Origin of the sequence: Nitratireductor rhodophyticola (genome assembly GCF_019891355.1) — a bacterium.
GTDB classification, from domain to species: domain Bacteria; phylum Pseudomonadota; class Alphaproteobacteria; order Rhizobiales; family Rhizobiaceae; genus Nitratireductor; species Nitratireductor rhodophyticola.
In genome coordinates, this window is the sequence record NZ_JAHSSF010000003.1 from 461,267 (window position 1) to 480,197 (window position 18,931).

At 62.7% G+C, this 18,931-nt stretch carries 18 protein-coding genes; 12 read left to right on the forward strand and 6 right to left on the reverse strand.

Annotated elements, in window-relative coordinates; translation table 11 throughout:
* Nucleotides 1–40: 40 nt before the first annotated feature.
* On the reverse strand, nucleotides 41–403 hold the full coding sequence (locus KUG85_RS13235; RefSeq protein ID WP_007008307.1) for a cell division protein ZapA: 363 nt from the start codon (nucleotides 401–403) through the stop codon (nucleotides 41–43).
* Nucleotides 404–411: 8 nt separating this feature from the next.
* Nucleotides 412–684 (reverse strand): DUF4164 domain-containing protein, encoded by a 273-nt coding sequence (locus KUG85_RS13240; protein ID WP_007008306.1) that lies wholly within the window; start codon nucleotides 682–684, stop codon nucleotides 412–414.
* A gap of 444 nt (nucleotides 685–1,128) precedes the next feature.
* On the opposite strand from KUG85_RS13240, the gene tkt reads away from it, so the two are divergent.
* From tkt to KUG85_RS13265, 5 genes are all read left to right on the forward strand, one after another.
* Nucleotides 1,129–3,123 carry a transketolase gene (gene tkt / locus KUG85_RS13245; RefSeq protein ID WP_223005544.1) on the forward strand — a complete coding sequence of 665 codons (1,995 nt, stop codon included), beginning with the start codon at nucleotides 1,129–1,131 and terminating at the stop codon, nucleotides 3,121–3,123.
* Between the two features lie 136 nt (nucleotides 3,124–3,259).
* Entirely contained in the window at nucleotides 3,260–4,267 is a 1,008-nt protein-coding gene (gene gap / locus KUG85_RS13250) for a type I glyceraldehyde-3-phosphate dehydrogenase (protein WP_065816923.1), read from the forward strand.
* A 138-nt stretch (nucleotides 4,268–4,405) separates the two neighbouring features.
* Nucleotides 4,406–6,217, forward strand: a complete 1,812-nt coding sequence (locus KUG85_RS13255) for a potassium/proton antiporter (RefSeq protein ID WP_065816922.1) — start codon at nucleotides 4,406–4,408, stop codon at nucleotides 6,215–6,217.
* A 137-nt stretch (nucleotides 6,218–6,354) separates the two neighbouring features.
* A complete protein-coding gene (locus tag KUG85_RS13260) occupies nucleotides 6,355–7,557 on the forward strand; it encodes a phosphoglycerate kinase (RefSeq protein WP_223005545.1) in 1,203 nt (400 codons plus the stop codon).
* A gap of 109 nt (nucleotides 7,558–7,666) precedes the next feature.
* Nucleotides 7,667–8,689 (forward strand): class I fructose-bisphosphate aldolase, encoded by a 1,023-nt coding sequence (locus tag KUG85_RS13265; RefSeq protein WP_223005546.1) that lies wholly within the window; start codon nucleotides 7,667–7,669, stop codon nucleotides 8,687–8,689.
* A gap of 95 nt (nucleotides 8,690–8,784) precedes the next feature.
* Here KUG85_RS13265 and KUG85_RS13270 read toward each other — a convergent pair whose 3' ends face one another.
* Both KUG85_RS13270 and KUG85_RS13275 read right to left on the reverse strand, forming a co-directional pair.
* Nucleotides 8,785–9,111 carry a hypothetical protein gene (locus KUG85_RS13270; RefSeq protein WP_255606401.1) on the reverse strand — a complete coding sequence of 109 codons (327 nt, stop codon included), beginning with the start codon at nucleotides 9,109–9,111 and terminating at the stop codon, nucleotides 8,785–8,787.
* A 304-nt stretch (nucleotides 9,112–9,415) separates the two neighbouring features.
* Nucleotides 9,416–9,577, reverse strand: a complete 162-nt coding sequence (locus tag KUG85_RS13275) for a hypothetical protein (protein ID WP_007008299.1) — start codon at nucleotides 9,575–9,577, stop codon at nucleotides 9,416–9,418.
* Nucleotides 9,578–9,727: 150 nt separating this feature from the next.
* Here KUG85_RS13275 and KUG85_RS13280 point away from each other — a divergent pair, with 150 nt between their 5' ends.
* The 6 genes from KUG85_RS13280 (at nucleotide 9,728) to KUG85_RS13305 (ending at nucleotide 14,552) form a co-directional block, all read left to right on the forward strand.
* Nucleotides 9,728–11,629 carry a propionyl-CoA synthetase gene (locus KUG85_RS13280; RefSeq protein WP_223005547.1) on the forward strand — a complete coding sequence of 634 codons (1,902 nt, stop codon included), beginning with the start codon at nucleotides 9,728–9,730 and terminating at the stop codon, nucleotides 11,627–11,629.
* Between the two features lie 83 nt (nucleotides 11,630–11,712).
* The gene (locus tag KUG85_RS13285) at nucleotides 11,713–12,507 is read left to right on the forward strand and encodes an SDR family NAD(P)-dependent oxidoreductase (protein ID WP_007008297.1); all 795 of its coding nucleotides are present in this window, start codon (nucleotides 11,713–11,715) and stop codon (nucleotides 12,505–12,507) included.
* A gap of 60 nt (nucleotides 12,508–12,567) precedes the next feature.
* Complete coding sequence (locus KUG85_RS13290) at nucleotides 12,568–12,729, forward strand: hypothetical protein (protein WP_171900094.1); 162 nt, start codon at nucleotides 12,568–12,570, stop codon at nucleotides 12,727–12,729.
* A gap of 25 nt (nucleotides 12,730–12,754) precedes the next feature.
* Nucleotides 12,755–13,342, forward strand: a complete 588-nt coding sequence (locus KUG85_RS13295) for a DJ-1/PfpI family protein (RefSeq protein ID WP_223005548.1) — start codon at nucleotides 12,755–12,757, stop codon at nucleotides 13,340–13,342.
* A 112-nt stretch (nucleotides 13,343–13,454) separates the two neighbouring features.
* The gene (locus KUG85_RS13300; RefSeq protein WP_223005549.1) at nucleotides 13,455–13,829 is read left to right on the forward strand and encodes a VOC family protein; all 375 of its coding nucleotides are present in this window, start codon (nucleotides 13,455–13,457) and stop codon (nucleotides 13,827–13,829) included.
* A gap of 12 nt (nucleotides 13,830–13,841) precedes the next feature.
* Nucleotides 13,842–14,552, forward strand: coding sequence for a helix-turn-helix transcriptional regulator (locus KUG85_RS13305; protein ID WP_007008294.1), 711 nt, complete (start codon nucleotides 13,842–13,844; stop codon nucleotides 14,550–14,552).
* A 42-nt stretch (nucleotides 14,553–14,594) separates the two neighbouring features.
* On the opposite strand, the gene KUG85_RS13310 is transcribed toward KUG85_RS13305, so the two are convergent.
* Nucleotides 14,595–15,308, reverse strand: a complete 714-nt coding sequence (locus KUG85_RS13310; RefSeq protein ID WP_065816913.1) for a DUF1013 domain-containing protein — start codon at nucleotides 15,306–15,308, stop codon at nucleotides 14,595–14,597.
* A 228-nt stretch (nucleotides 15,309–15,536) separates the two neighbouring features.
* Between KUG85_RS13310 and KUG85_RS13315 the strand changes: the two genes are divergently transcribed.
* Nucleotides 15,537–17,735 (forward strand): esterase-like activity of phytase family protein, encoded by a 2,199-nt coding sequence (locus KUG85_RS13315; RefSeq protein ID WP_223005550.1) that lies wholly within the window; start codon nucleotides 15,537–15,539, stop codon nucleotides 17,733–17,735.
* Between the two features lie 182 nt (nucleotides 17,736–17,917).
* Here the strand turns inward: KUG85_RS13315 and KUG85_RS13320 are convergent, their stop codons facing one another.
* Nucleotides 17,918–18,925 (reverse strand): NAD(P)H-quinone oxidoreductase, encoded by a 1,008-nt coding sequence (locus KUG85_RS13320; RefSeq protein ID WP_374730103.1) that lies wholly within the window; start codon nucleotides 18,923–18,925, stop codon nucleotides 17,918–17,920.
* Nucleotides 18,926–18,931 lie beyond the last annotated feature (6 nt).

Sequence of the window (18,931 nt, forward strand, 5' to 3'; positions counted from 1 at the left end):
TGCCACTGCGCGGTTCGGAAAAACAGGCTTATGCGCCGTTTTACGGCTTTCCGGCAAGCTTTCCGGCCAGACTTTCCATCCGTGCGGCAAGATCGTTCAGCGTGCCGGTCACCGCGGCATCGTTCTTGCCGGACTGATTCAGGGCATCGTCCCGCGTCTTGCGAAGCGTCGCGACCTCACCCTCCATGGTGCGCATCCGCTTCTGCAGCTCCGAAAGCTCATCCATCACCATGATCCCGGCCATGACCGCCAGCCGGTGGTCGCCGATCTCACCGAAAGAATCTTTTAAATGGGTGATATAACGGTCGAAACGCTGCGCCAGACTGACAAGATGCTCTTCCTGCCCCTCATCGCAGGCCATGCGATAGGACTTGCCGTCGATCGTGACTGTAACCTGTGCCATCGCCCGCCCTACCGATCCAGCACGGCACGGATCGTCTCCATGGCCGTAACCAAACGCCGCGAGACCTCGCGGTTCACCTCTTCAAGACGCTGGGCCCGTGCTTCGGACTTGTCGATCTCCTGAGCGAGGCGCGCGCGGTCCGCATTCATGCGCTGCAGTTCGGCATCGGAATCGGCAAACGCGCGATCCCGCTCAATCCGCGCCTCAACGGCATCCTCAAGCGAGGACAGCGCCTTGTTCAGACGCTCGATCACCTCTTTGAGAGTGCTTTCACCACTCATGGCCGCCAACCCCAGTCGAGCATCCCCGGAACGCGCCAGCCACCAAAGCGGCGCAGGCATGCGAACTCCGAAAATGTTTTGACACAGGCAATCTTGCTTACTCTCATCCGCCCAGTGACGCATCCAGGCATGTGCCGACAGGCAAACGCACGACAGGTTTCGCGAAGCCTCGGTTGCGAATCGCTGGCCTTACTAACCAGTTACGCCGAAAAGATTAGGCGCCGTGTGAAGGTTCCGTCAACAAAACACGTCGGCTAATCCCCCAAAATGCTGTAACAGGGTTGATACAAAATCCTCCTTCCCCGACGGCAGGCAAACGCCCGCAAACCGCACCTTTGTTGACTTCAAGGCCGCAACTGCTATGTGTCGCCTGCTTTTTCCAAAGGGCCGGGACTGCCCCTGCAGTCTGCCCGACAACTGCCTAAAGCGGACCAGCGAGCAATCATGATCTCACGCGACAAACACGACCGGATGGCCAATGCGATCCGCTTCCTTTCCATGGATGCGGTCGAGAAGGCCAAATCGGGCCATCCCGGCCTGCCCATGGGTGCGGCAGACATTGCCACCGTGCTTTTCACCCGCTTCATGAAACACGACCCGAAGAACCCGGACTGGGCCGACCGCGACCGGTTCGTTCTTTCAGCCGGCCATGGGTCGATGCTGCTTTATTCGCTGCTCTACCTGCTCGGCTACGAAGACATCACGATCGACGAGATCAAGAATTTCCGCCAGCTCGGTTCGCGTACGGCCGGGCACCCCGAATTCGGCCATGCGGCCGGCATCGAGACGACCACCGGCCCGCTTGGCCAGGGTCTTGCCAATTCCGTGGGCATGGCGATCGCCGAGCGCATCCTGAACGCCCGCTACGGCGACGACCTGGTGGATCACTACACCTATGTCCTGGCCGGTGACGGCTGCCTGATGGAGGGCATCAGCCAGGAAGCGCTGACGCTTGCCGGGCATCTGAAACTCAACAAGCTGATCGTCCTTTTCGACGACAACCAGATTTCCATCGACGGCTCCACCTCACTGACGGATTCCACCGACCAGTGCGAGCGCTTCGAGGCCTCCGGCTGGAACACGATGCGCATCGACGGGCATGACCCGGACGCCATCGCCGGCGCCATCGAATCCGCGAAGGGTTCGGACCGCCCGACCCTGATCGCCTGCCGCACCACCATCGGCTTCGGCGCACCGACCAAATCCGGCACTGCAAAGGTGCACGGTTCCCCGCTCGGTGCGGAAGAAATCGCCGGCGCACGCAAGGCGCTCGGCTGGGATGCGGAACCCTTCGTCGTTCCTTCCGACATTCTTGACGACTGGCGCCTAGCCGGCCTGCACTCGGCCAAGGAGCGCAAGGCCTGGGAAGATCGCCTTGCGGCCGCCGACGCGGAAACGCGGGGCGAGTTCGAGCGCCGCATGCGCGGCGACCTGCCAGAAACCTTCTCCGCGGCCATGCTCGAATACAAGGAAAAGCTGGCAGCCGAACCGCCAAAGGTGGCGAGCCGCAAGGCTTCGGAAATGGCGCTCGAGGCAATCAACGCAGCGCTGCCGGAAACCATCGGCGGCTCCGCGGACCTGACCGGCTCCAACAACACCAAGACCAGCCAGACCGGCCCGATCAGCGCCGAGGACTTCTCCGGCCGCTATGTCCACTACGGCATCCGCGAACACGGCATGGCCGCCGCCATGAACGGCATGACGCTGCATGGCGGCATCATCCCCTATGGCGGCACCTTCCTGACCTTCTCGGATTACGCCCGCCCGGCGATGCGCCTCGCCTCGCTGATGCAGATCCGCTCCATCTTCGTGATGACGCATGATTCCATCGGCCTTGGCGAGGACGGCCCGACCCACCAACCGGTGGAACATCTGGCAGCGCTGCGCGCAATCCCCAACCATCTCGTGTTCCGCCCGGCGGATGCAATCGAAACGGCAGAATGCTGGCAGGTGGCGATCGAAAGCCGCAAGGCACCGTCCACGCTTGCCCTTTCGCGTCAGAATCTCGCGCCGGTTCGCACCAGCCATGAAGCTGACAATCTCTGCGCGCGTGGCGCCTATGAACTCGCCGGTTCCGACGACGACGCCAGGGTGACGCTCTTTGCCACCGGCTCGGAGGTGGAAGTCGCAATGGCTGCCAAGGCCCTTCTCGATGCCGCCGGCCATCCGGCCCGTGTCGTTTCGGTGCCCTGCTTCGAACTGTTCGAGCAGCAGAGCGACGATTACCGCAAAGCCGTGACCGGCAATGCGCCGGTCAAGATCGCCATCGAGGCTGGCATTCGCCAGGGCTGGGACGCGATCATCGGTTCCGATGGCATTTTCATCGGCATGACCGGCTTTGGTGCCAGCGCACCGGCTCCGGAACTCTACAAGCATTTCGGCATCACCGCCGAAGCAGCAGCCAGCGCCGCGCAAAAGCGGCTGGCGGAGCTCGGTTGAACCCGCTCGAAGCTTCATTGACGCCGGGGACCGGCATTTGCCGGCCCCGCCATCTGGATTCTCGACGCAGACGCCGCTATGAAGCGGCGTCTCCTTCCGTGCCTGCGCACGGCCACCCACTCTCCGGAGGAAGTACATGACCGTCAAAGTTGCCATCAACGGATTTGGCCGCATCGGCCGCAATGTCGTACGCGCGATCTACGAGTCGGGCCGCAAGGACATCGACATCGTCGCGATCAACGATCTCGGCCCGGTCGAGACCAATGCCCACCTTCTGCGCTATGACAGCGTGCATGGCCGCTTCCCCTCCGAGGTGAAGGTCGACGGCGACACGATCAACATCGGATCCGATTCCTTCAAGGTATTCGCAGAGCGCGACCCCTCCAAGCTGCCCTGGGGCGAGCTGGGTGTCGACATCGTGATGGAATGCACCGGCATCTTCACCGCCAAGGACAAGGCATCGCTGCATCTCGACGCCGGCGCCAAGCGCGTGCTGGTTTCGGCTCCGGCTTCCGGCGCCGACCTGACGGTTGTCTATGGCGTCAACCACGACAAGCTCTCCAGCGAGCACCGCGTGGTCTCCAATGCCTCCTGCACCACCAACTGCCTGGCGCCGGTGGCCAAGGTCCTGAACGACGCCTTCGGCATCGAAAAAGGCTTCATGACCACGGTTCACGCCTATACGGGCGACCAGCCGACGCTCGATACGATGCACAAGGATCTCTATCGCGCCCGCGCCGCTGCGATGTCCATGATCCCGACCTCGACGGGCGCCGCCAAGGCTGTCGGCCTTGTTCTGCCGGAGCTTAACGGCAAGCTGGACGGCGTTTCCATCCGCGTTCCGACCCCGAATGTTTCGGTCATCGACTTCAAGTTCGTTCCGAAGAAGAAGGTCACGGTAGAAGAGGTCAACCAGGCGCTCGTCGCCGCCGCCGATGGCGGCCTGAAGGGCATCCTCGCCTACACCAACGAGCCGCTCGTCTCCATCGACCTGAACCACAACCCCGCCTCCTCCACCTTCGCGCTCGACCAGACCAAGGTGATCGAAGGCGATCTGGTTCGCGTCATGTCCTGGTACGACAATGAATGGGGCTTCTCGAACCGCATGGCCGACACGGCCGTCGCCTTCGGCAAGACCATCTGACACGGTTTACAAGCCATTCAGAACGCCCGGCCACCGCGCCGGGCGTTTTTCTTTTGGCCCGGCCCTTGCATCTCACTTCCGCCGCATCTTTTATGAAAAAGAACAGCAACTTGAGGCAGGCGGGATCGAAAGAGGCGGATGGATCAGGGCATTTATCTCATAACGCTCGTGGGCACGGCTCTTGTGCTCTTCGCCGCGTTTTCGAGCCTGATTGCCTTTCGCTTCGGCGCACCGCTCCTCCTCATCTTCCTGGGCATTGGCCTGGCAGCCGGGACAGACGGGCTCGGGCTTGATTTCGACAATGCAGCGATTGCCTATTTCATCTGCTCGCTGGCATTGGCCGTTATCCTTTTCGATTCAGGGTTTGGCACGTCCATAACAGCGTTCAGGCAGGCCGCAGCGCCCGCCATCGTCCTTGCGACCATCGGGGTCTTGCTGACCGCCGGGCTCGTGGGCGTTGCAGCCTACTATGCAACGGGCTTCAGCTGGCTTGAATCCTTTCTGCTTGGCGCAACCGTGGCATCGACCGACGCGGCGGCCGTGTTCTTCCTGCTACGGGTGGGCAACATTTCCGTGCGCGAGCGGGTGCGCTCGACGCTCGAAGTCGAATCGGGATCGAACGACCCGATCGCCATCTTCCTCACGCTCTCTCTCGTCGGGCTGATCGCAGGCGGCGAAGCGATCCAGGCGGGAGAACTGGCGGTCGACGTGGCACTCGGCTTCCTGCAGCAGATGGGGATCGGCCTCGTCGCAGGCCTTGTCGGCGGCTGGAGCATCGTGCGGCTGGTGGTCCGACTCAGGCTGGAACAGGGGCTTTTGCCCATTTTCGTCCTTGCTCTGTCTCTGCTTGTGTTTGCGCTGGCCGGCGCCATGGGCGGCTCGGGCTTTCTCGCCGTTTATGTGGCCGGCCTGATCGCCGGCAATGCCAAGTTGCGCTCGACCGCCATGCTAAAGCGCTTTCAGGACGGCGTGACCTGGCTGGCGCAGATCATCATGTTTCTCGTGCTCGGCCTGTTTGCGACGCCGTCACAATTTGCCGAGATCATTCTGCCCGCACTGTTTATTGGCCTGTTCCTGATCTTCGTCGCCCGTCCGCTGGCGGTGACGCTCTGTCTGATGCCCTTCCGGTTCTCGCCCGCCGAGAGCGCCTTCATCTCGTGGGTGGGCCTGCGCGGGGCAGTATCGATCCTGCTTGCGATCACACCGCTGATCGACGAACTGCCCAATGGCCGCCCCCTGTTCAACATCGTTTTCATCATCGTGCTTGTCTCGCTGATCGTGCAGGGCTGGACGGTGGGGCCGCTGGCACGCCGGCTGGGGCTGACACTGCCCCCGCGCATGGGGCCGCTGAACAAGGTTGAGCTGGAACTGCCCGGCTCCGCCCGTCATGAACTCCTCGCCTATCGCGTGGTGGCAGGGAGCCCGGTGGAGCGCGGCCAGCGCATTCCGCGCTGGGCGAAGCCATCTCTGGTGGTGCGCGACGGGCGCTCCATGACCTATCAGTATGCCGGACGGCTCGCCGCCGGCGACCATGTCTATATTTTTGTGCCTGACCGCTATCCGCGCCTGCTCGACCGCCTGTTCGCAAGCCCGGCGGAGGTGGACCCGGAGGATGCCGATTTCTTCGGCGCCTTCGCCGTCGACCCGGAGCGTCCGGCGTCCGACATCGAAGCAGCTTATGCGCCGGGACTGAGCGAAGACGACCAGAAGAAGACCATTGCCGACCTCATACGTGAACGACTCGGCGGACGCGCCGAATATGGCGACAGGACGACCCTGGGTGAAATCGAACTGATCGTGCGCGATGTCGATGAAGACGGCCGCATCAGTGCCATAGGCCTTTCAGTTGAACCGCACCCGCCCGAAGCGCGCCTTCCGCTACTGCTCAATCCACGCGAAATCCTGCGCCGCGTTTTCCGCAGGAGGCCGCCCCCCGACGCCGGCGCATAATCGCACCCACCATCTTGCACCCGCCGCACGGGGCTGTATGGTCGCCAACGAATTCAATTCACTCTTCCACCAGCGGTTCCGGGCGGCCGACTTCCTCCGACCATCCGCAAACCCCTCACAGGAGACATCGACGCATCATGCCGGATTTCAGGACCCTTGACGATCTCGACGACATTGCAGGCAAGCGTGTGCTGGTGCGCGTCGACCTGAACGTGCCGGTGAAAGACGGCAAGGTGAGCGACACCACACGGATCGAGCGCGTCGCGCCGACCATCCAGGAGCTTTCAAGCAAGGGCGCGAAGGTGATCCTGATGGCGCATTTCGGTCGACCGAAGGGCAAGCCTGACCCGGCAGCATCGCTGGAGCCCATCGCCTATGCGGTGGAAAGCGTGCTCGACCATCGTGTGCACTTTGCAAAGGATTGTATCGGGGCGCCAGCGGCTGAGGCGATTGCCGAAATGACGAATGGCGACATCCTGCTTCTGGAAAACACCCGTTTCCACGAGGGCGAGGAGAAGAATGACCCCGAATTCGCAAAGGCGCTGGCTGAGAATGGCGACATCTATGTGAACGATGCTTTCTCAGCCGCCCACCGCGCCCACGCCTCGACAGAGGGGCTCGCCCATCTGCTGCCGGCCTATGCGGGCCGCACCATGCAGGCGGAGCTGGAAGCGCTGGAGAAAGGGCTCGGCAAACCGGCCAAACCCGTGCTCGCCATTGTCGGCGGTGCGAAGGTTTCCACGAAAATCGACCTCCTGATGAATCTGGTGAAAAAGGTCGACGCCCTGGTGATCGGCGGCGGCATGGCCAACACATTCCTCGCCGCGCGCGGCACGGAAGTCGGCAAATCGCTGTGCGAACACGATCTTGCAAAGACGGCAAAGCAGATCATGATTGAGGCGGCTGAAAGCGGCTGCGCTCTGATCCTGCCGGTGGATGCCGTGGTAGCGCGCGAGTTCAAGGCTGGCGCGGAGAGCGAAACGGTCGAGATCGAGAGCGTGCCGGCGGATGCCATGATCCTCGATGTGGGCGCAAAAAGCGTCGAGAAGGTCAACGAATGGCTCGACCGCGCCGACACGGTGGTGTGGAACGGTCCGCTGGGTGCGTTCGAGATCGAACCGTTCGACGCAGCGACGGTGGCGGCGGCGAAGCACGCAGCACATCGCACCGCCGAGGGACTGCTCGTCTCGGTAGCCGGCGGCGGAGACACGGTGGCGGCGCTGAACCATGCCGGAGTGGCAGAGGAATTCTCATATGTGTCGACAGCAGGCGGCGCGTTTCTGGAGTGGATGGAAGGCAAGAAACTGCCCGGTGTGGAGGCACTTTCGAAGACCCGTTAAGCAAAATGTGAATAGCCTGTCATTTCAATCGATTAGGGGTCTTAGGGGCGCATTCCGTTTGTCATCGTCATCTGCTATCGCCCGGTCATGAACAGACAGGAGACCTGAAATGAGCGAACGCCTTGAGGATATTGCAGCCGCCATGGTGCCCCCCGGACAGGGGATTCTGGCGGCGGACGAGAGCTCCGGCACCATCAAGAAGCGCTTCGACACGATCGGGCTGGAATCGACGGAGGAGAACCGCCGCGACTATCGTGAGATGATGTTCCGCGCCGAGGCGGCGATGAAGGACTGCATTTCCGGCGTCATCCTCTACGATGAGACGATCCGCCAGAAGGCTGCCGACGGCACGCCGCTGGTCGATGTCATCAAGGCCTCCGGTGCCGTGCCGGGCATCAAGGTCGATGGCGGCGCCAAGCCGCTGGCCGGCTTCGACGGCGAGACCATCACCGAAGGCCTCGACGGCCTGCGCGAGCGCCTCAACGAGTATTACGGTCTTGGCGCGCGCTTCGCCAAATGGCGTGGCGTGATCTCGATCTCGAACGACCTGCCGAGCTGGGGCGCGGTGAAGCAGAACGCACAGGCGCTCGCACGCTATGCTGCGCTTTGTCAGGAAGCAGGCATCGTGCCGATCGTCGAGCCGGAAGTGCTGATGGACGGCAAGCCGGGCGATCACTCCATCGACCGCTGCTACGAGGTCACCGAGTGGGTTCTGAAAACCGTCTTCGCCGAACTCTACGACGCGCGCGTCTCGCTTGAGGGCATGGTCTTGAAGCCGAACATGGTGATCGACGGCAAGAACGCCCGCAAGGCAAGCCGCGAGGAAGTGGCCGAAAAGACCGTGCGCTGCCTGAAGTCGACCGTTCCGGCCGCGGTGCCCGGCATTGCCTTCCTGTCCGGCGGCCAGTCGGACGAAGAAGCGACGGCGCATCTCTCGCTCATGAATGCCGGCTTCGACATGCCGTGGGCGCTGACCTTCTCCTACGGTCGTGCGCTGCAGGCTGCTGCACTGAAGACCTGGGCCGGCAAGAAGGAAAACGTGGCAGCGGCGCAGAAAGCCTTCGCACATCGCGCGAAGATGAACAGCCTTGCCGCCACCGGCCAGTGGAAGCAGGACCTTGAGGCTGCCTGATCAATCAGGCACATCGAGAACGCATATCGCGGCCTGCCGATGAATGTCGGCGGGCCGTTTCCGTTCCGCAGCACGCGCGTTAGCATCGGTCAGCCTCAGGGCACCGTCCAGGCCTGGGTAGCGGGAGGAGGCATGTCGACCCAGGAGTGTCCGGATGCTACGAAGCAGGTTCGCTTCAGCGGATCCGTCACGATCAGCGTCCAGGTCCCGGCAGGTGACGTGTAGAGTTCTATCACGGCCCGGTCACCGACCAGGCCAAAGCCGGCCTGCCGCTCCTGAAACCTGCTCTGCAGCCAGGAGACAATTTCAGACCGTGGACCGCACGCCCTGACCTGCGCCTGGGCGCCACCTGCAAGGGCGGTAAACATCACGGCTGCGCCGAGTATGGCGGCAGCGTGCCTGATGATTTTCTTGGTAAACATCGCATATCTCCTTCGCCGTTCCGTCCCGGCAAGGGAAATGCGATCTCAGCTCCGCAGAGCCGGGACGGGACAGGCCGGTTCCGACGTCATCATCGCGTCGCTCCTTTCTTGATTTCCGGTCTGTTTGCGGGCGGGTGCGGCACCTGCCGCTCCCGCCTGATTCACACATGATGATGAATGGTCGAAAGCGCCAGATGCGATCACTGAAGAGTGATGGGATCGAACACAGAGGCCAGTCGGTCCTTGCGCTTCAACAAGCCCCGAAATGGCCGGTAAGCACCGTTTGCGGACCGTGTTTCACGCCCTATTCGCCGCCGCGTAAAAGAATGGTGAGCGATACCGCGGCAAGCGCGATCAGCGCCAGCTTCCAGAAATCGGCACGGCGCCTGAGACCCGGAAGGCCAAGCGGCTTGATGATGTGCACGATCATCATCGCCAGGATGAGAAGCAGCAGGATCTTGGTCATGAAGGCCCGATTCGCGAAGACATGCCCTGTTGTGCCTCCCTGCATGTCGCCTGTCAAAACCGCACCCTTCGCCGCAAGTCTGATTTACGCGCGGCCACCCGATCCGCTAACCTCCTCGCAAAGAGGCTCAAACCGCAGGGAGGAGGCGGGATGGCGTCGCGCTATCACGAGGTCTACGGAAACTGGAAACAGAATCCGGAGGAATTCTGGGCGGAGGCTGCCGCCGAAATCGACTGGTTCGGCCCCTGGGAGAAGGTTTTCGACGCCGGGGCCGGCGTTTACGGACGCTGGTTTCCCGGCGCGACCTGCAACACATGCTTCAATGCGGTGGACCGGCATGTCGAGGGCGGGCGAAAGGATCAACCCGCCCTCGTCTATGACAGCCCCATCAGCCGCCGCCAGAAAAGCTTCACCTATGGCGAGCTGAAAGACGAGGTCTCGGCGCTGGCTGCGGTGCTGAAAGATTTCGGCGTCGGCAAGGGCGACCGCGTGGTCATCTACATGCCCATGGTGCCGGAGGCGGTGTTCGCCATGCTGGCCTGCGCGCGCATAGGCGCGGTGCATTCGGTGGTGTTCGGTGGATTCGCCGCCCGCGAACTGGCCGCACGCATCGACGACGCAGCGCCAAAGGCAATCATCTCGGCCTCCTGCGGGCTGGAGCCCGGCCGTGTGGTGGCCTACAAGCCGCTGCTCGACCAAGCGATCAGCCTCTCCGCCGCCAGGCCGGAGGCGTGTCTGATCCTGCAGAGAGAGGAACAGCGCTGCGACCTGACGGAAGGCCGCGACCACGACTACGCCGAACTGGTGAATGCCGCACGGGCCGAGGGCCTCGTGGTGCCGTGCGAGCCGGTGCTTGCGACCGACCCGCTCTACATCCTCTACACGTCCGGCACGACAGGCCGGCCCAAGGGCGTGGTGCGCGACAATGGCGGCCATATGGTGCGGCTCAAATGGTCGATGTTCAACGAATTCGGCATCAGGCCGGGTGAAACCTTCTGGGCGGCATCGGATGTGGGCTGGGTTGTGGGCCACTCCTACATCGTCTATGCGCCGCTGCTTCATGGCTGCACCACAATCCTCTTTGAGGGCAAGCCCGTCGGCACGCCCGATGCCGGCGTGTTCTGGCGGGTAATCGCCGAGCACAATGTGGCCGCGCTCTTCACCGCGCCGACCGCGTTTCGCGCGATCCGCACGGCAGACCCGGACGCGGAGATGCTGGCCCCGCATGACCTCTCCGGCTTCCGCACACTCTTTCTGGCTGGCGAGCGCGCCGATCCCGACACCGTCAAATGGGCGGAGAAGACGCTGGGCGTTCCGGTGATCGACCATTGGTGGCAGACGGAAACCGGGGCACCGATCAGCCAGGACCCAATCGGGCTCGGGATGCTCCCGGTTAAATATGGCTCCCCCGGCGTGCCTATGCCGGGGTATGACGTGCAGGTTCTGGACGATGCGGGACACGAGGTGCCGGCAGGCACACTCGGCAATGTGGTGGTGAAGCTGCCACTGCCGCCTGGCGCATTGCCGACGCTCTGGAACGACGACAGGCGGTTTCGCGATGCCTATCTCAGCGAGTTCCCCGGCTACTACAAGACGGCGGACGCCGGCCTGCTGGACGAAGACGGCTATCTCTTCATCATGGCGCGCACGGACGACATCATCAACGTGGCGGGTCACCGGCTTTCCACCGGCGGCATGGAAGAGGTGGTGGCCGAACATCCGGCGGTCGCCGAGTGCGCGGTGATCGGCATCGCCGATCCGCTGAAGGGACAGGTGCCCTGCGGCTTCGTGGTGCTGCATGGAAAGAACACAGCCGACATGGGCACGGTGGAACGTGAACTGATCGCCATGGTGCGTGAGCGCATCGGGCCTGTCGCCGCATTCAAGAAGGTCGTGCCGGTGAAGCGCCTGCCCAAGACACGCTCGGGCAAAATCCTGCGCGCCACCATGCAGAAGATCGCCGACCATCAGGAATGGACCATGCCGGCCACCATCGACGACCCGGCCATTCTGGACGAAATCGGCGAGGCGCTCGGCAGGACGGAATCCTGATCACATACGAGCGGGCCGTACAGCTCTTGACCTTCCCGCGCCTGCGGCGCAGGGTCCAGCCGTTTTCGGCATGAGGATTCAACATGGCATTGGACGGCAAGACAGCAATCGTAACCGGCGGCGCGGGCGGCATAGGCTATGCAATCGCCGAGCGGTTTCTGCGCCACGGCGTCAAGGTCGTGATCGCCGACCTAGAGGGTGAGAAAGGCGCACAGGCGCTGGCCGACCTCGAAAAACTGGGTGACGCGCGCTTCGTCAAGGCCGATGTGAGCAAGCGGCTCGACGTTCACAACCTGCTGGCCGAGACGATCGATGCCTTCGGTGATGTCGACATTCTCGTCAACAATGCAGGGATCGTGCATGCCGCCGACTTCCTCGATCTCAAGGAGGAAGACTTCAACCGTGTGCTCGACACCAATCTGAAGGGCACCTTCCTGACAGGTCAGGCGGTCGCGCGCTATATGGTCGAGAAGGTCGAAGGTGGCGGCGCGGCCGGTACGATCATCAACATGTCGTCGATCAACGCCATTCTCGCCATCCCCGAGCAGATCGCCTACACGGTTTCCAAAGGGGGTGTCAGCCAGCTCACACGCGTCATGGCGCTGGCACTGGCGCCCTACGGCATCCGCGTCAACGCCATTGGTCCAGGCTCGATCGCAACAGACATGCTTGCCAGCGTGAACAGCGACCAGGCAGCGCGCAACCGGATGCTTTCGCGCACGCCACTCGGTCGCATCGGGGAGCCTGGCGAAATCGCATCGGTGGCAACCTTCCTGGCAGACGACGATTCAAGCTATGTGACGGGACAGACCATCTATGCCGATGGCGGTCGGCTGCCGCTGAACTACACGGTTGAGGTCAAGCCGGAAACCTCCTGACAAAACGCTGTCACCACCGCGGAGCGATAATACTCCTGCCAGAATCAGGAGATTGTTGCCATGTCAGACTTCCCCGGAAGCTTCCTCAATGCTGTCCGCCGCTGGGCCGACCAGACCCGTGAGCGCCGGCGGCGCAGGCTGACCAGACGAATGCTGAACGACCTGCCGACCGCCGTGCAACGCGATATTGACTGGGATCCCGCCAGCCGCCATCGGCGCTGAGCCTGCCGCACTTCAAGGAGATGCAATGAGTGATCGCGAGAAAATCGGCTTCGTCTTCATCGAGAACTATGCCGACTGGGAGTACGGCCTTCTCGCCGCTTCCGCCGTGGAATGGCTTGGCGCAGATGTCGTGGCACTGACGCCTGGCGCCGGAACGGTGACGTCGATCGCCGGTTTTCGGCGAACCGGCGACCGGGGGGTCTCTGCGGAGGAAAACGCGGATCTCGGCGCTGTTGCAGTGATCGGGTCCGAACGATGGACCGTGGCCGATGCACCGGACGTCGCCCCGCTTCTGCAGACGGTGGGAGCTCGTGGCGGCGTGGTGGGCGGCATCTGTGCGGGCACGCTTGCACTCGCACGTGCAGGGCTTTTCCAAACCCGCACCCACACCAGCAACGGCGCGGACTGGATCGACGAGAACCTGCCCGACTACAAAGGCAGGGAGAATTATCGCGATGTGCCTTTCGCCATCTGCGATGACCGCGTGGTGAGCGCACCCGGCACCGCACCCGCCACCTTTGCTTCAGCTTTCCTCGAAGCTGTCTTCCCTGACAAAATGGAGATGCTGACGGAATTCCGAGCGATGATGGCGCGCGAGTTCCAGTCCGGCTGAGCGCGTTCTCAATCTCAGGCAACACCTTTTCAGCCCTCCTGACGGAATGTTGTCAGGAGGGCTGTGTCATTCTTGCCCCATCGACAATATCGACAATGGAGGGTTGTGAGGCATGTCCGACACGTTGCCGCTAAACGCAGTGGTCTGGGCGGAGATCCCGGTGACCGATCTCGATCGCGCGCGGGACTTCTACGCCGCGGTGGTGCAGAACGAACTCGTGCTGCGCGAGGACGGGCCCAACCCGTTCGCCATCTTCGACACACGCGATCCGCAGGATTCTGTCGCCGGACATATCTACCCCGGCAAGCCGGCTCCGGAGGGGACCGGCCCGACGATCCATCTTGCGGTGCCGGCCCCGCTTGAAGACGCCATGGAGCGTGTCACAAAGAATGGCGGCAAACTGGTATCACCCATTATTACTATTCCTGCCGGCCGTTTCGTGTATTGTCTCGACCCCGACGGAAACAGCTTCGGAATTTTTGCGTGAGGAGAAATACGCATGCGCCGTGCTGACCGACTTTTTCAGATCGTCCAGCATTTGCGGGGCGGGCGCCTGGTTACGGCGCGTCTTTTGAGCGAGCGTCTCGAGGTTTCCGAGCGCACGATCTATCGTGATATTGCCGACCTGCAGTCGACCGGCGTGCCGATCGACGGTGAAGCCGGCGTCGGCTATCTGATGCGGGAGGGGTTCGAGCTTCCCCCGCTCATGTTCACCCGCGATGAGATCGTGGCGCTGGTGGCCGGTGCGCGCATGGTTCGCGCCTTTGGCGGCGCGGCCATGGCGCGGGCGGCCGAGGAAGCCCTGATCAAGATAGGAACCGTGCTGCCCGAGCCGGAGCGCGACCGCATTGCCCGCACCGAAATCCACACCCCGCGCTGGGTGGTGAGCGACATGGACCGCCAGGCCATCGACACGCTGGAGCGTGCGGTGGAGACGCGGGACGTGCTCTCCATCGATTACCGGGATGAAGCCGGGCGCACCTCCGAGCGCGACGTGCGCCCGCTTGGTCTCTGGTTCTGGGGCAAGGTCTGGACACTGGTGGCGTGGTGCGAGTTGCGCGGGGATTTCCGCACATTCCGCATCGACCGCATCGCAACGATGAAACCGGCAGGCCGGACTTTCCGCCCCGAGCGCGGCAAGCAGCTTGCCGACTTCTACCGGCGCATGGAAATGCACGAAGCCATGATGGGCAGAGCCTGCGCGAGCTGAGGCGATGCTCCCCGGCAGCCGGGGAGCGTCTCCAAACTCAGATCAGGACCGCTCGTCCTCTTCTTCTTCGTCCGCATCGCTGGATTTCAGCGACGAGAGCTTGGCAAAGACCGCATCCGCGTCGAGTTCCTGCTCGTCGGAGGACGTCTCGGACGGAGCCTGCTCACCGATCGGCAGATCCTCGGTCTCGGAAGCCGGAAGCAGGGTCTCGCCGGTGCTTTCCTGCGGCGGCAGGTACTTTGCCGCGCGCTGCACTTCCAGATCGAGATCGATCTGCGAGCAAAGGCCCAGAGTCACCGGGTCCATCGGCACGAGGTTTGCCGAATTCCAGTGCGTGCGCTCACGGATCGCCTCAATGGTCGATTTCGTGGTGCCCACAAGACGCGAGATCTGCGCATCCTTGAGCTCGGGATGATTGCGCACCAGCCAGAGAATGGCGTTGGGGCGATCCTGGCGCTTGGAGAGCGGCGTGTAGCGGGGGCCCTTGCGCTTGGTCTCGGGCACGCGAACCTTCGGCTCCGAAAGCCGCAGCTTGTGGTTCGGGTTGCCCTCGCCAAGGGCGATTTCCTCACGGGTGAGCTGTCCGGTCATAACCGGGTCCATGCCCTTGATGCCCTGTGCGGCATCACCATCGGCAATCGCCCCCACTTCGAGCGGGTGGAGTTTGCAGAATTCGGCGATCTGATCGAAGGTCAGTGCCGTGTTGTCGACCAGCCAAACGGCGGTGGCCTTGGGCATGAGAAGCGTGTTGGCCATGTGTCAAGAATCCTCTTCCTTCGCCCGCGTCCCTGGCGCGGGCGGTGGTCATAACCACCGATGTTGGGAAATATCGCCCGCGTTATAAACTGAAACGTCCCCCTGACGCAACAAATTGCGCGACACGGCAGATGGGGAGTGTCACCGAACCGTCATCGATGTGTCATCGGCCTGAAATCAAGGCTTCCGATTGTACCGCTCTTATGGGTCTTGAGGGAGTTTTCAGACATGGGACGCCACGCAATCATTCTGGGCCTGCTGGCAAGCACGGCCGTCATTCTGCCCGCGCATGCGGACATGGCATTCAACCGCATCGCCACCTTCCCGGTGGCGGAGAACCTGCCGGCCGGCACCGATGTAGCCACCGAAACCTCCTCGGAAATCATCGCACGCAGCGCAGATGGCAAGACGCTGATTTACTCCGACAGCCCGCTGGGCGGTGTGGGTTTCGTTGACATCGGCGATGCCAGCGCCCCGAAGGCGGGCGGCATGCTCAGGCTGGACGGCGAGCCTACCTCGGTGGCTGTGGCGGGCCAGAAGGCCATCGCGGCCGTGAACACCTCCGAGAGCTACACAAGCCCTTCCGGCAATCTCGTGGTGATCGACATGGCGGCGAAGACCGCCGAGAAGTCCTGCGATCTGGGTGGCCAGCCGGATTCAGTGGCCGTCAGCAGTGACGGGCGTTTTCTCGCCGTCGCCATCGAGAACGAGCGCGACGAGGACCTGAACGACGGTGTGATCCCGCAGATGCCCGCCGGTGACCTGAAGGTCTTCAATCTCAACGACGGGGTTCCCGACTGCGGCAGCATGAAGACCGTCTCCCTGAGCGGCCTTGCAGAGATCGCACCGGAAGACCCGGAGCCGGAATTCGTTGATTTCAACGACGCCGGCGAGATCGTCGTCACCATGCAGGAAAACAATCACATCGCCGTGGTTGCAGCCGAGACCGGCGAGGTGACAGGCCATTTCTCCGCCGGTCAAATCAGCCTGGAAAACATCGACACGCTCGACAACGGCGCCATCGCTTTCGATCAGAATGTGCAGAATCTGAAGCGCGAACCGGACGCCGTGAAATGGTTGGACAGCGATCGGTTCGTCACCGCCAATGAAGGCGATTATGAAGGCGGATCGCGCAGTTTCACCATCTTCAGCAAGTCAGGCGACGTTCTGTTTGACAGCGGCAATGATCTTGAGTTCCGCGCTGCGGCTGCCGGGCACTATCCCGACAAGCGCTCGGACGCCAAGGGCACCGAGCCGGAAGGACTGGAAGTCGCTACCTTCGGCGATCAGCAGTACATCTTCGTGGCACTGGAGCGCGCCTCGCTCGTCGTCGTCTACCGCGACACGGGCGGTGCGCCGGAATTCGTCCAGATCCTGCCCTCCGGTATCGGCCCTGAAGGCCTCGTGGCCATACCCGAACGTAACCTGCTCGTTACGGCAAACGAGGCCGATCTGGTGGAAGACGGCGCGGCCCGCTCTCACGTGATGGTCTACGAACTGACCGAAGGAAAGCCCGTCTATCCGACCATCGAATCGGTGCGTGACGACAATGGCGTTCCGTTCGGCTGGGGCGCCCTCTCCGGCCTCGTGGCAGATGCCGAAAAGCCGGGCACACTCTACGCCGTGTCCGACTCCTTCTACCGCAACCAGCCGGCCATCTTCACCATCGATGCGACCGAGACGCCGGCCCGGATCACCGCCAGGACCATCGTCACGCGTGGCGGCATGGCAGCCCAGAAGCTCGACCTCGAGGGCATTGCCAATGACGGCAAAGGCGGCTTCTGGCTCGCTTCGGAAGGCCGCACCGACCGCCTGACGCCGCATGCGCTCTTCCGCGTCGACGCCGCCGGCGAGATCAGGGAAGAGATTGCACTTCCCGCGGAGCTTCTGGCAGTCGAAAAGCGTTTCGGCATGGAAGGCGTGACCGTGGTCGGTGAAGGCGATGACCAGATGCTGGTCATGGCCATTCAGCGCGAATGGGGCGACGATCCGAAGGGTCAGGTGAAGCTTGTGAGCTACAGACCCGCTAGCGGCGAGTGGGCCGCCGTGCGCTACCCGCTCGATGCAGGCGAGAAGGGCTGGGTCGGCCTCTCCGAGATCACCGCTCACGATGGAAAGCTCTATATCGTCGAGCGTGACAACCAGATCGGCACGTCTGCGAAGATCAAGAAGCTCTACAGCGTGTCGCTCGACGGCTTTCAGCCGGCGGCGCTGGATGCGGATCTGCCGCTGGTCGAAAAGACACTGGAGCGCGACCTGTTGCCCGACATGAAAGCCGCGACCAACGGCTATGTGGTCGACAAGATCGAGGGTTTCGCCATCGACGCGGAAGGCACGGCCTACTTCGTGACCGACAATGACGGTGTGGACGATTCATCCGGTGAGACGATTTTCGTCAATCTCGGCAAACTCGACGCCACAAACTAATGCATGTCACTTTCAAATGAATTCATTTGAAAGTGTTACAGCGTCCTTTGCGCGTCTTATAAGACGCGCGGCGCTGTAGAGCAAATCCAGGCAACGCGGAAACGCTCTGACACAGCCTCCCAGGGCGAGAAAACCCCGGCGCCAGCGCCGGGGTTTTCTTTTGGGTAAACGCCTCCTGACGGTCAGGCGACTTCGAGCACGATCTTGCCGATATGAGCACCCTCTTCCATGCGTTCATGCGCACGCCAGGCCTCTTCAAGAGGAAAGGTCATGTCCATGACGGGCGCAATGCGGCGCGCGGCGAGAAGCGGCCAGACATGCGCTTCCAGCTCGGTGGCGATACGCGCCTTGAACGCCACGGAACGGGGCCTGAGCGTGGAGCCCGTATGGACAAGCCGCTTGCGCATGACCTGCGAGAAATCGACCGTGGCGCGCGAGCCTTTCAGGAAGGCGATCTGCACGATGCGCCCGTCCATGGCGGCGGCCGCATAATTGCGTTCGATATAGTCGCCGCCGATCATGTCGAGAATGACATCGGCACCATGACCATCGGTCTCTTCCTTGACGGCTTCGACGAAATCCTCGTCCCGATAATTGATCGAACGCACCGCACCCAGCGAGGCGCAGGCAGCACATTTCTCTGCCGAGCCTGCCGTGGCGATCACCTTGGAGCCCAGTGCCGTGGCCACCTGGATGGCCGTTGTGCCGATACCGGAAGAGCCGCCATGAACGAGCAGCGTTTCGCCCGCCTTCAGGCCGCCGCGCTGAAACACATTGTGCCACACGGTAAAGAAGGTTTCAGGCACCGCTGCCGCTTCGGTGAAGGTGAGATCGTGCGGGATCGGCAGTGCGTTGGTCTCATGCGTGAGGCAGTACTCGGCATAGCCGCCACCCGGCGTGAGCGCGGTAACGCGATCGCCCACCTGCCAGCGCTTCACGCCTTCGCCCACCGCAGCCACCTCGCCGGCCGCTTCAAGGCCCGGCAGGTCCGAGGCGCCAGGCGGCGGTGGATAAAGCCCCTTGCGCTGAAAAACATCCGGCCGATTGATGCCCGCAGCGCGCACCCTTATCAGAATCTCGCCCTCACCGGGCTTCGGCACGTCGCGCTGCTCCGGTTTCAGCACGGTCGGTTCGCCGGGTGTGCTGATCGCAACCGCCGTCATCGTTTCTGGAAGCGTTGTGTGGTTCATCATGCC

What these genes read in the sequence shown, in the direction of transcription:
- KUG85_RS13235 (WP_007008307.1), bottom strand. Translation starts at nt 403, where the DNA reads ATGGCACAGGTTACAGTCACGATCGACGGCAAGTCCTATCGCATGGCC.
- KUG85_RS13240 (WP_007008306.1), bottom strand. Translation starts at nt 684, where the DNA reads ATGAGTGGTGAAAGCACTCTCAAAGAGGTGATCGAGCGTCTGAACAAG.
- tkt (WP_223005544.1), top strand. Translation starts at nt 1,129, where the DNA reads ATGATCTCACGCGACAAACACGACCGGATGGCCAATGCGATCCGCTTC.
- gap (WP_065816923.1), top strand. Translation starts at nt 3,260, where the DNA reads ATGACCGTCAAAGTTGCCATCAACGGATTTGGCCGCATCGGCCGCAAT.
- KUG85_RS13255 (WP_065816922.1), top strand. Translation starts at nt 4,406, where the DNA reads ATGGATCAGGGCATTTATCTCATAACGCTCGTGGGCACGGCTCTTGTG.
- KUG85_RS13260 (WP_223005545.1), top strand. Translation starts at nt 6,355, where the DNA reads ATGCCGGATTTCAGGACCCTTGACGATCTCGACGACATTGCAGGCAAG.
- KUG85_RS13265 (WP_223005546.1), top strand. Translation starts at nt 7,667, where the DNA reads ATGAGCGAACGCCTTGAGGATATTGCAGCCGCCATGGTGCCCCCCGGA.
- KUG85_RS13270 (WP_255606401.1), bottom strand. Translation starts at nt 9,111, where the DNA reads ATGTTTACCAAGAAAATCATCAGGCACGCTGCCGCCATACTCGGCGCA.
- KUG85_RS13275 (WP_007008299.1), bottom strand. Translation starts at nt 9,577, where the DNA reads ATGACCAAGATCCTGCTGCTTCTCATCCTGGCGATGATGATCGTGCAC.
- KUG85_RS13280 (WP_223005547.1), top strand. Translation starts at nt 9,728, where the DNA reads ATGGCGTCGCGCTATCACGAGGTCTACGGAAACTGGAAACAGAATCCG.
- KUG85_RS13285 (WP_007008297.1), top strand. Translation starts at nt 11,713, where the DNA reads ATGGCATTGGACGGCAAGACAGCAATCGTAACCGGCGGCGCGGGCGGC.
- KUG85_RS13290 (WP_171900094.1), top strand. Translation starts at nt 12,568, where the DNA reads ATGTCAGACTTCCCCGGAAGCTTCCTCAATGCTGTCCGCCGCTGGGCC.
- KUG85_RS13295 (WP_223005548.1), top strand. Translation starts at nt 12,755, where the DNA reads ATGAGTGATCGCGAGAAAATCGGCTTCGTCTTCATCGAGAACTATGCC.
- KUG85_RS13300 (WP_223005549.1), top strand. Translation starts at nt 13,455, where the DNA reads ATGTCCGACACGTTGCCGCTAAACGCAGTGGTCTGGGCGGAGATCCCG.
- KUG85_RS13305 (WP_007008294.1), top strand. Translation starts at nt 13,842, where the DNA reads ATGCGCCGTGCTGACCGACTTTTTCAGATCGTCCAGCATTTGCGGGGC.
- KUG85_RS13310 (WP_065816913.1), bottom strand. Translation starts at nt 15,308, where the DNA reads ATGGCCAACACGCTTCTCATGCCCAAGGCCACCGCCGTTTGGCTGGTC.
- KUG85_RS13315 (WP_223005550.1), top strand. Translation starts at nt 15,537, where the DNA reads ATGGGACGCCACGCAATCATTCTGGGCCTGCTGGCAAGCACGGCCGTC.
- KUG85_RS13320 (WP_374730103.1), bottom strand. Translation starts at nt 18,925, where the DNA reads ATGAACCACACAACGCTTCCAGAAACGATGACGGCGGTTGCGATCAGC.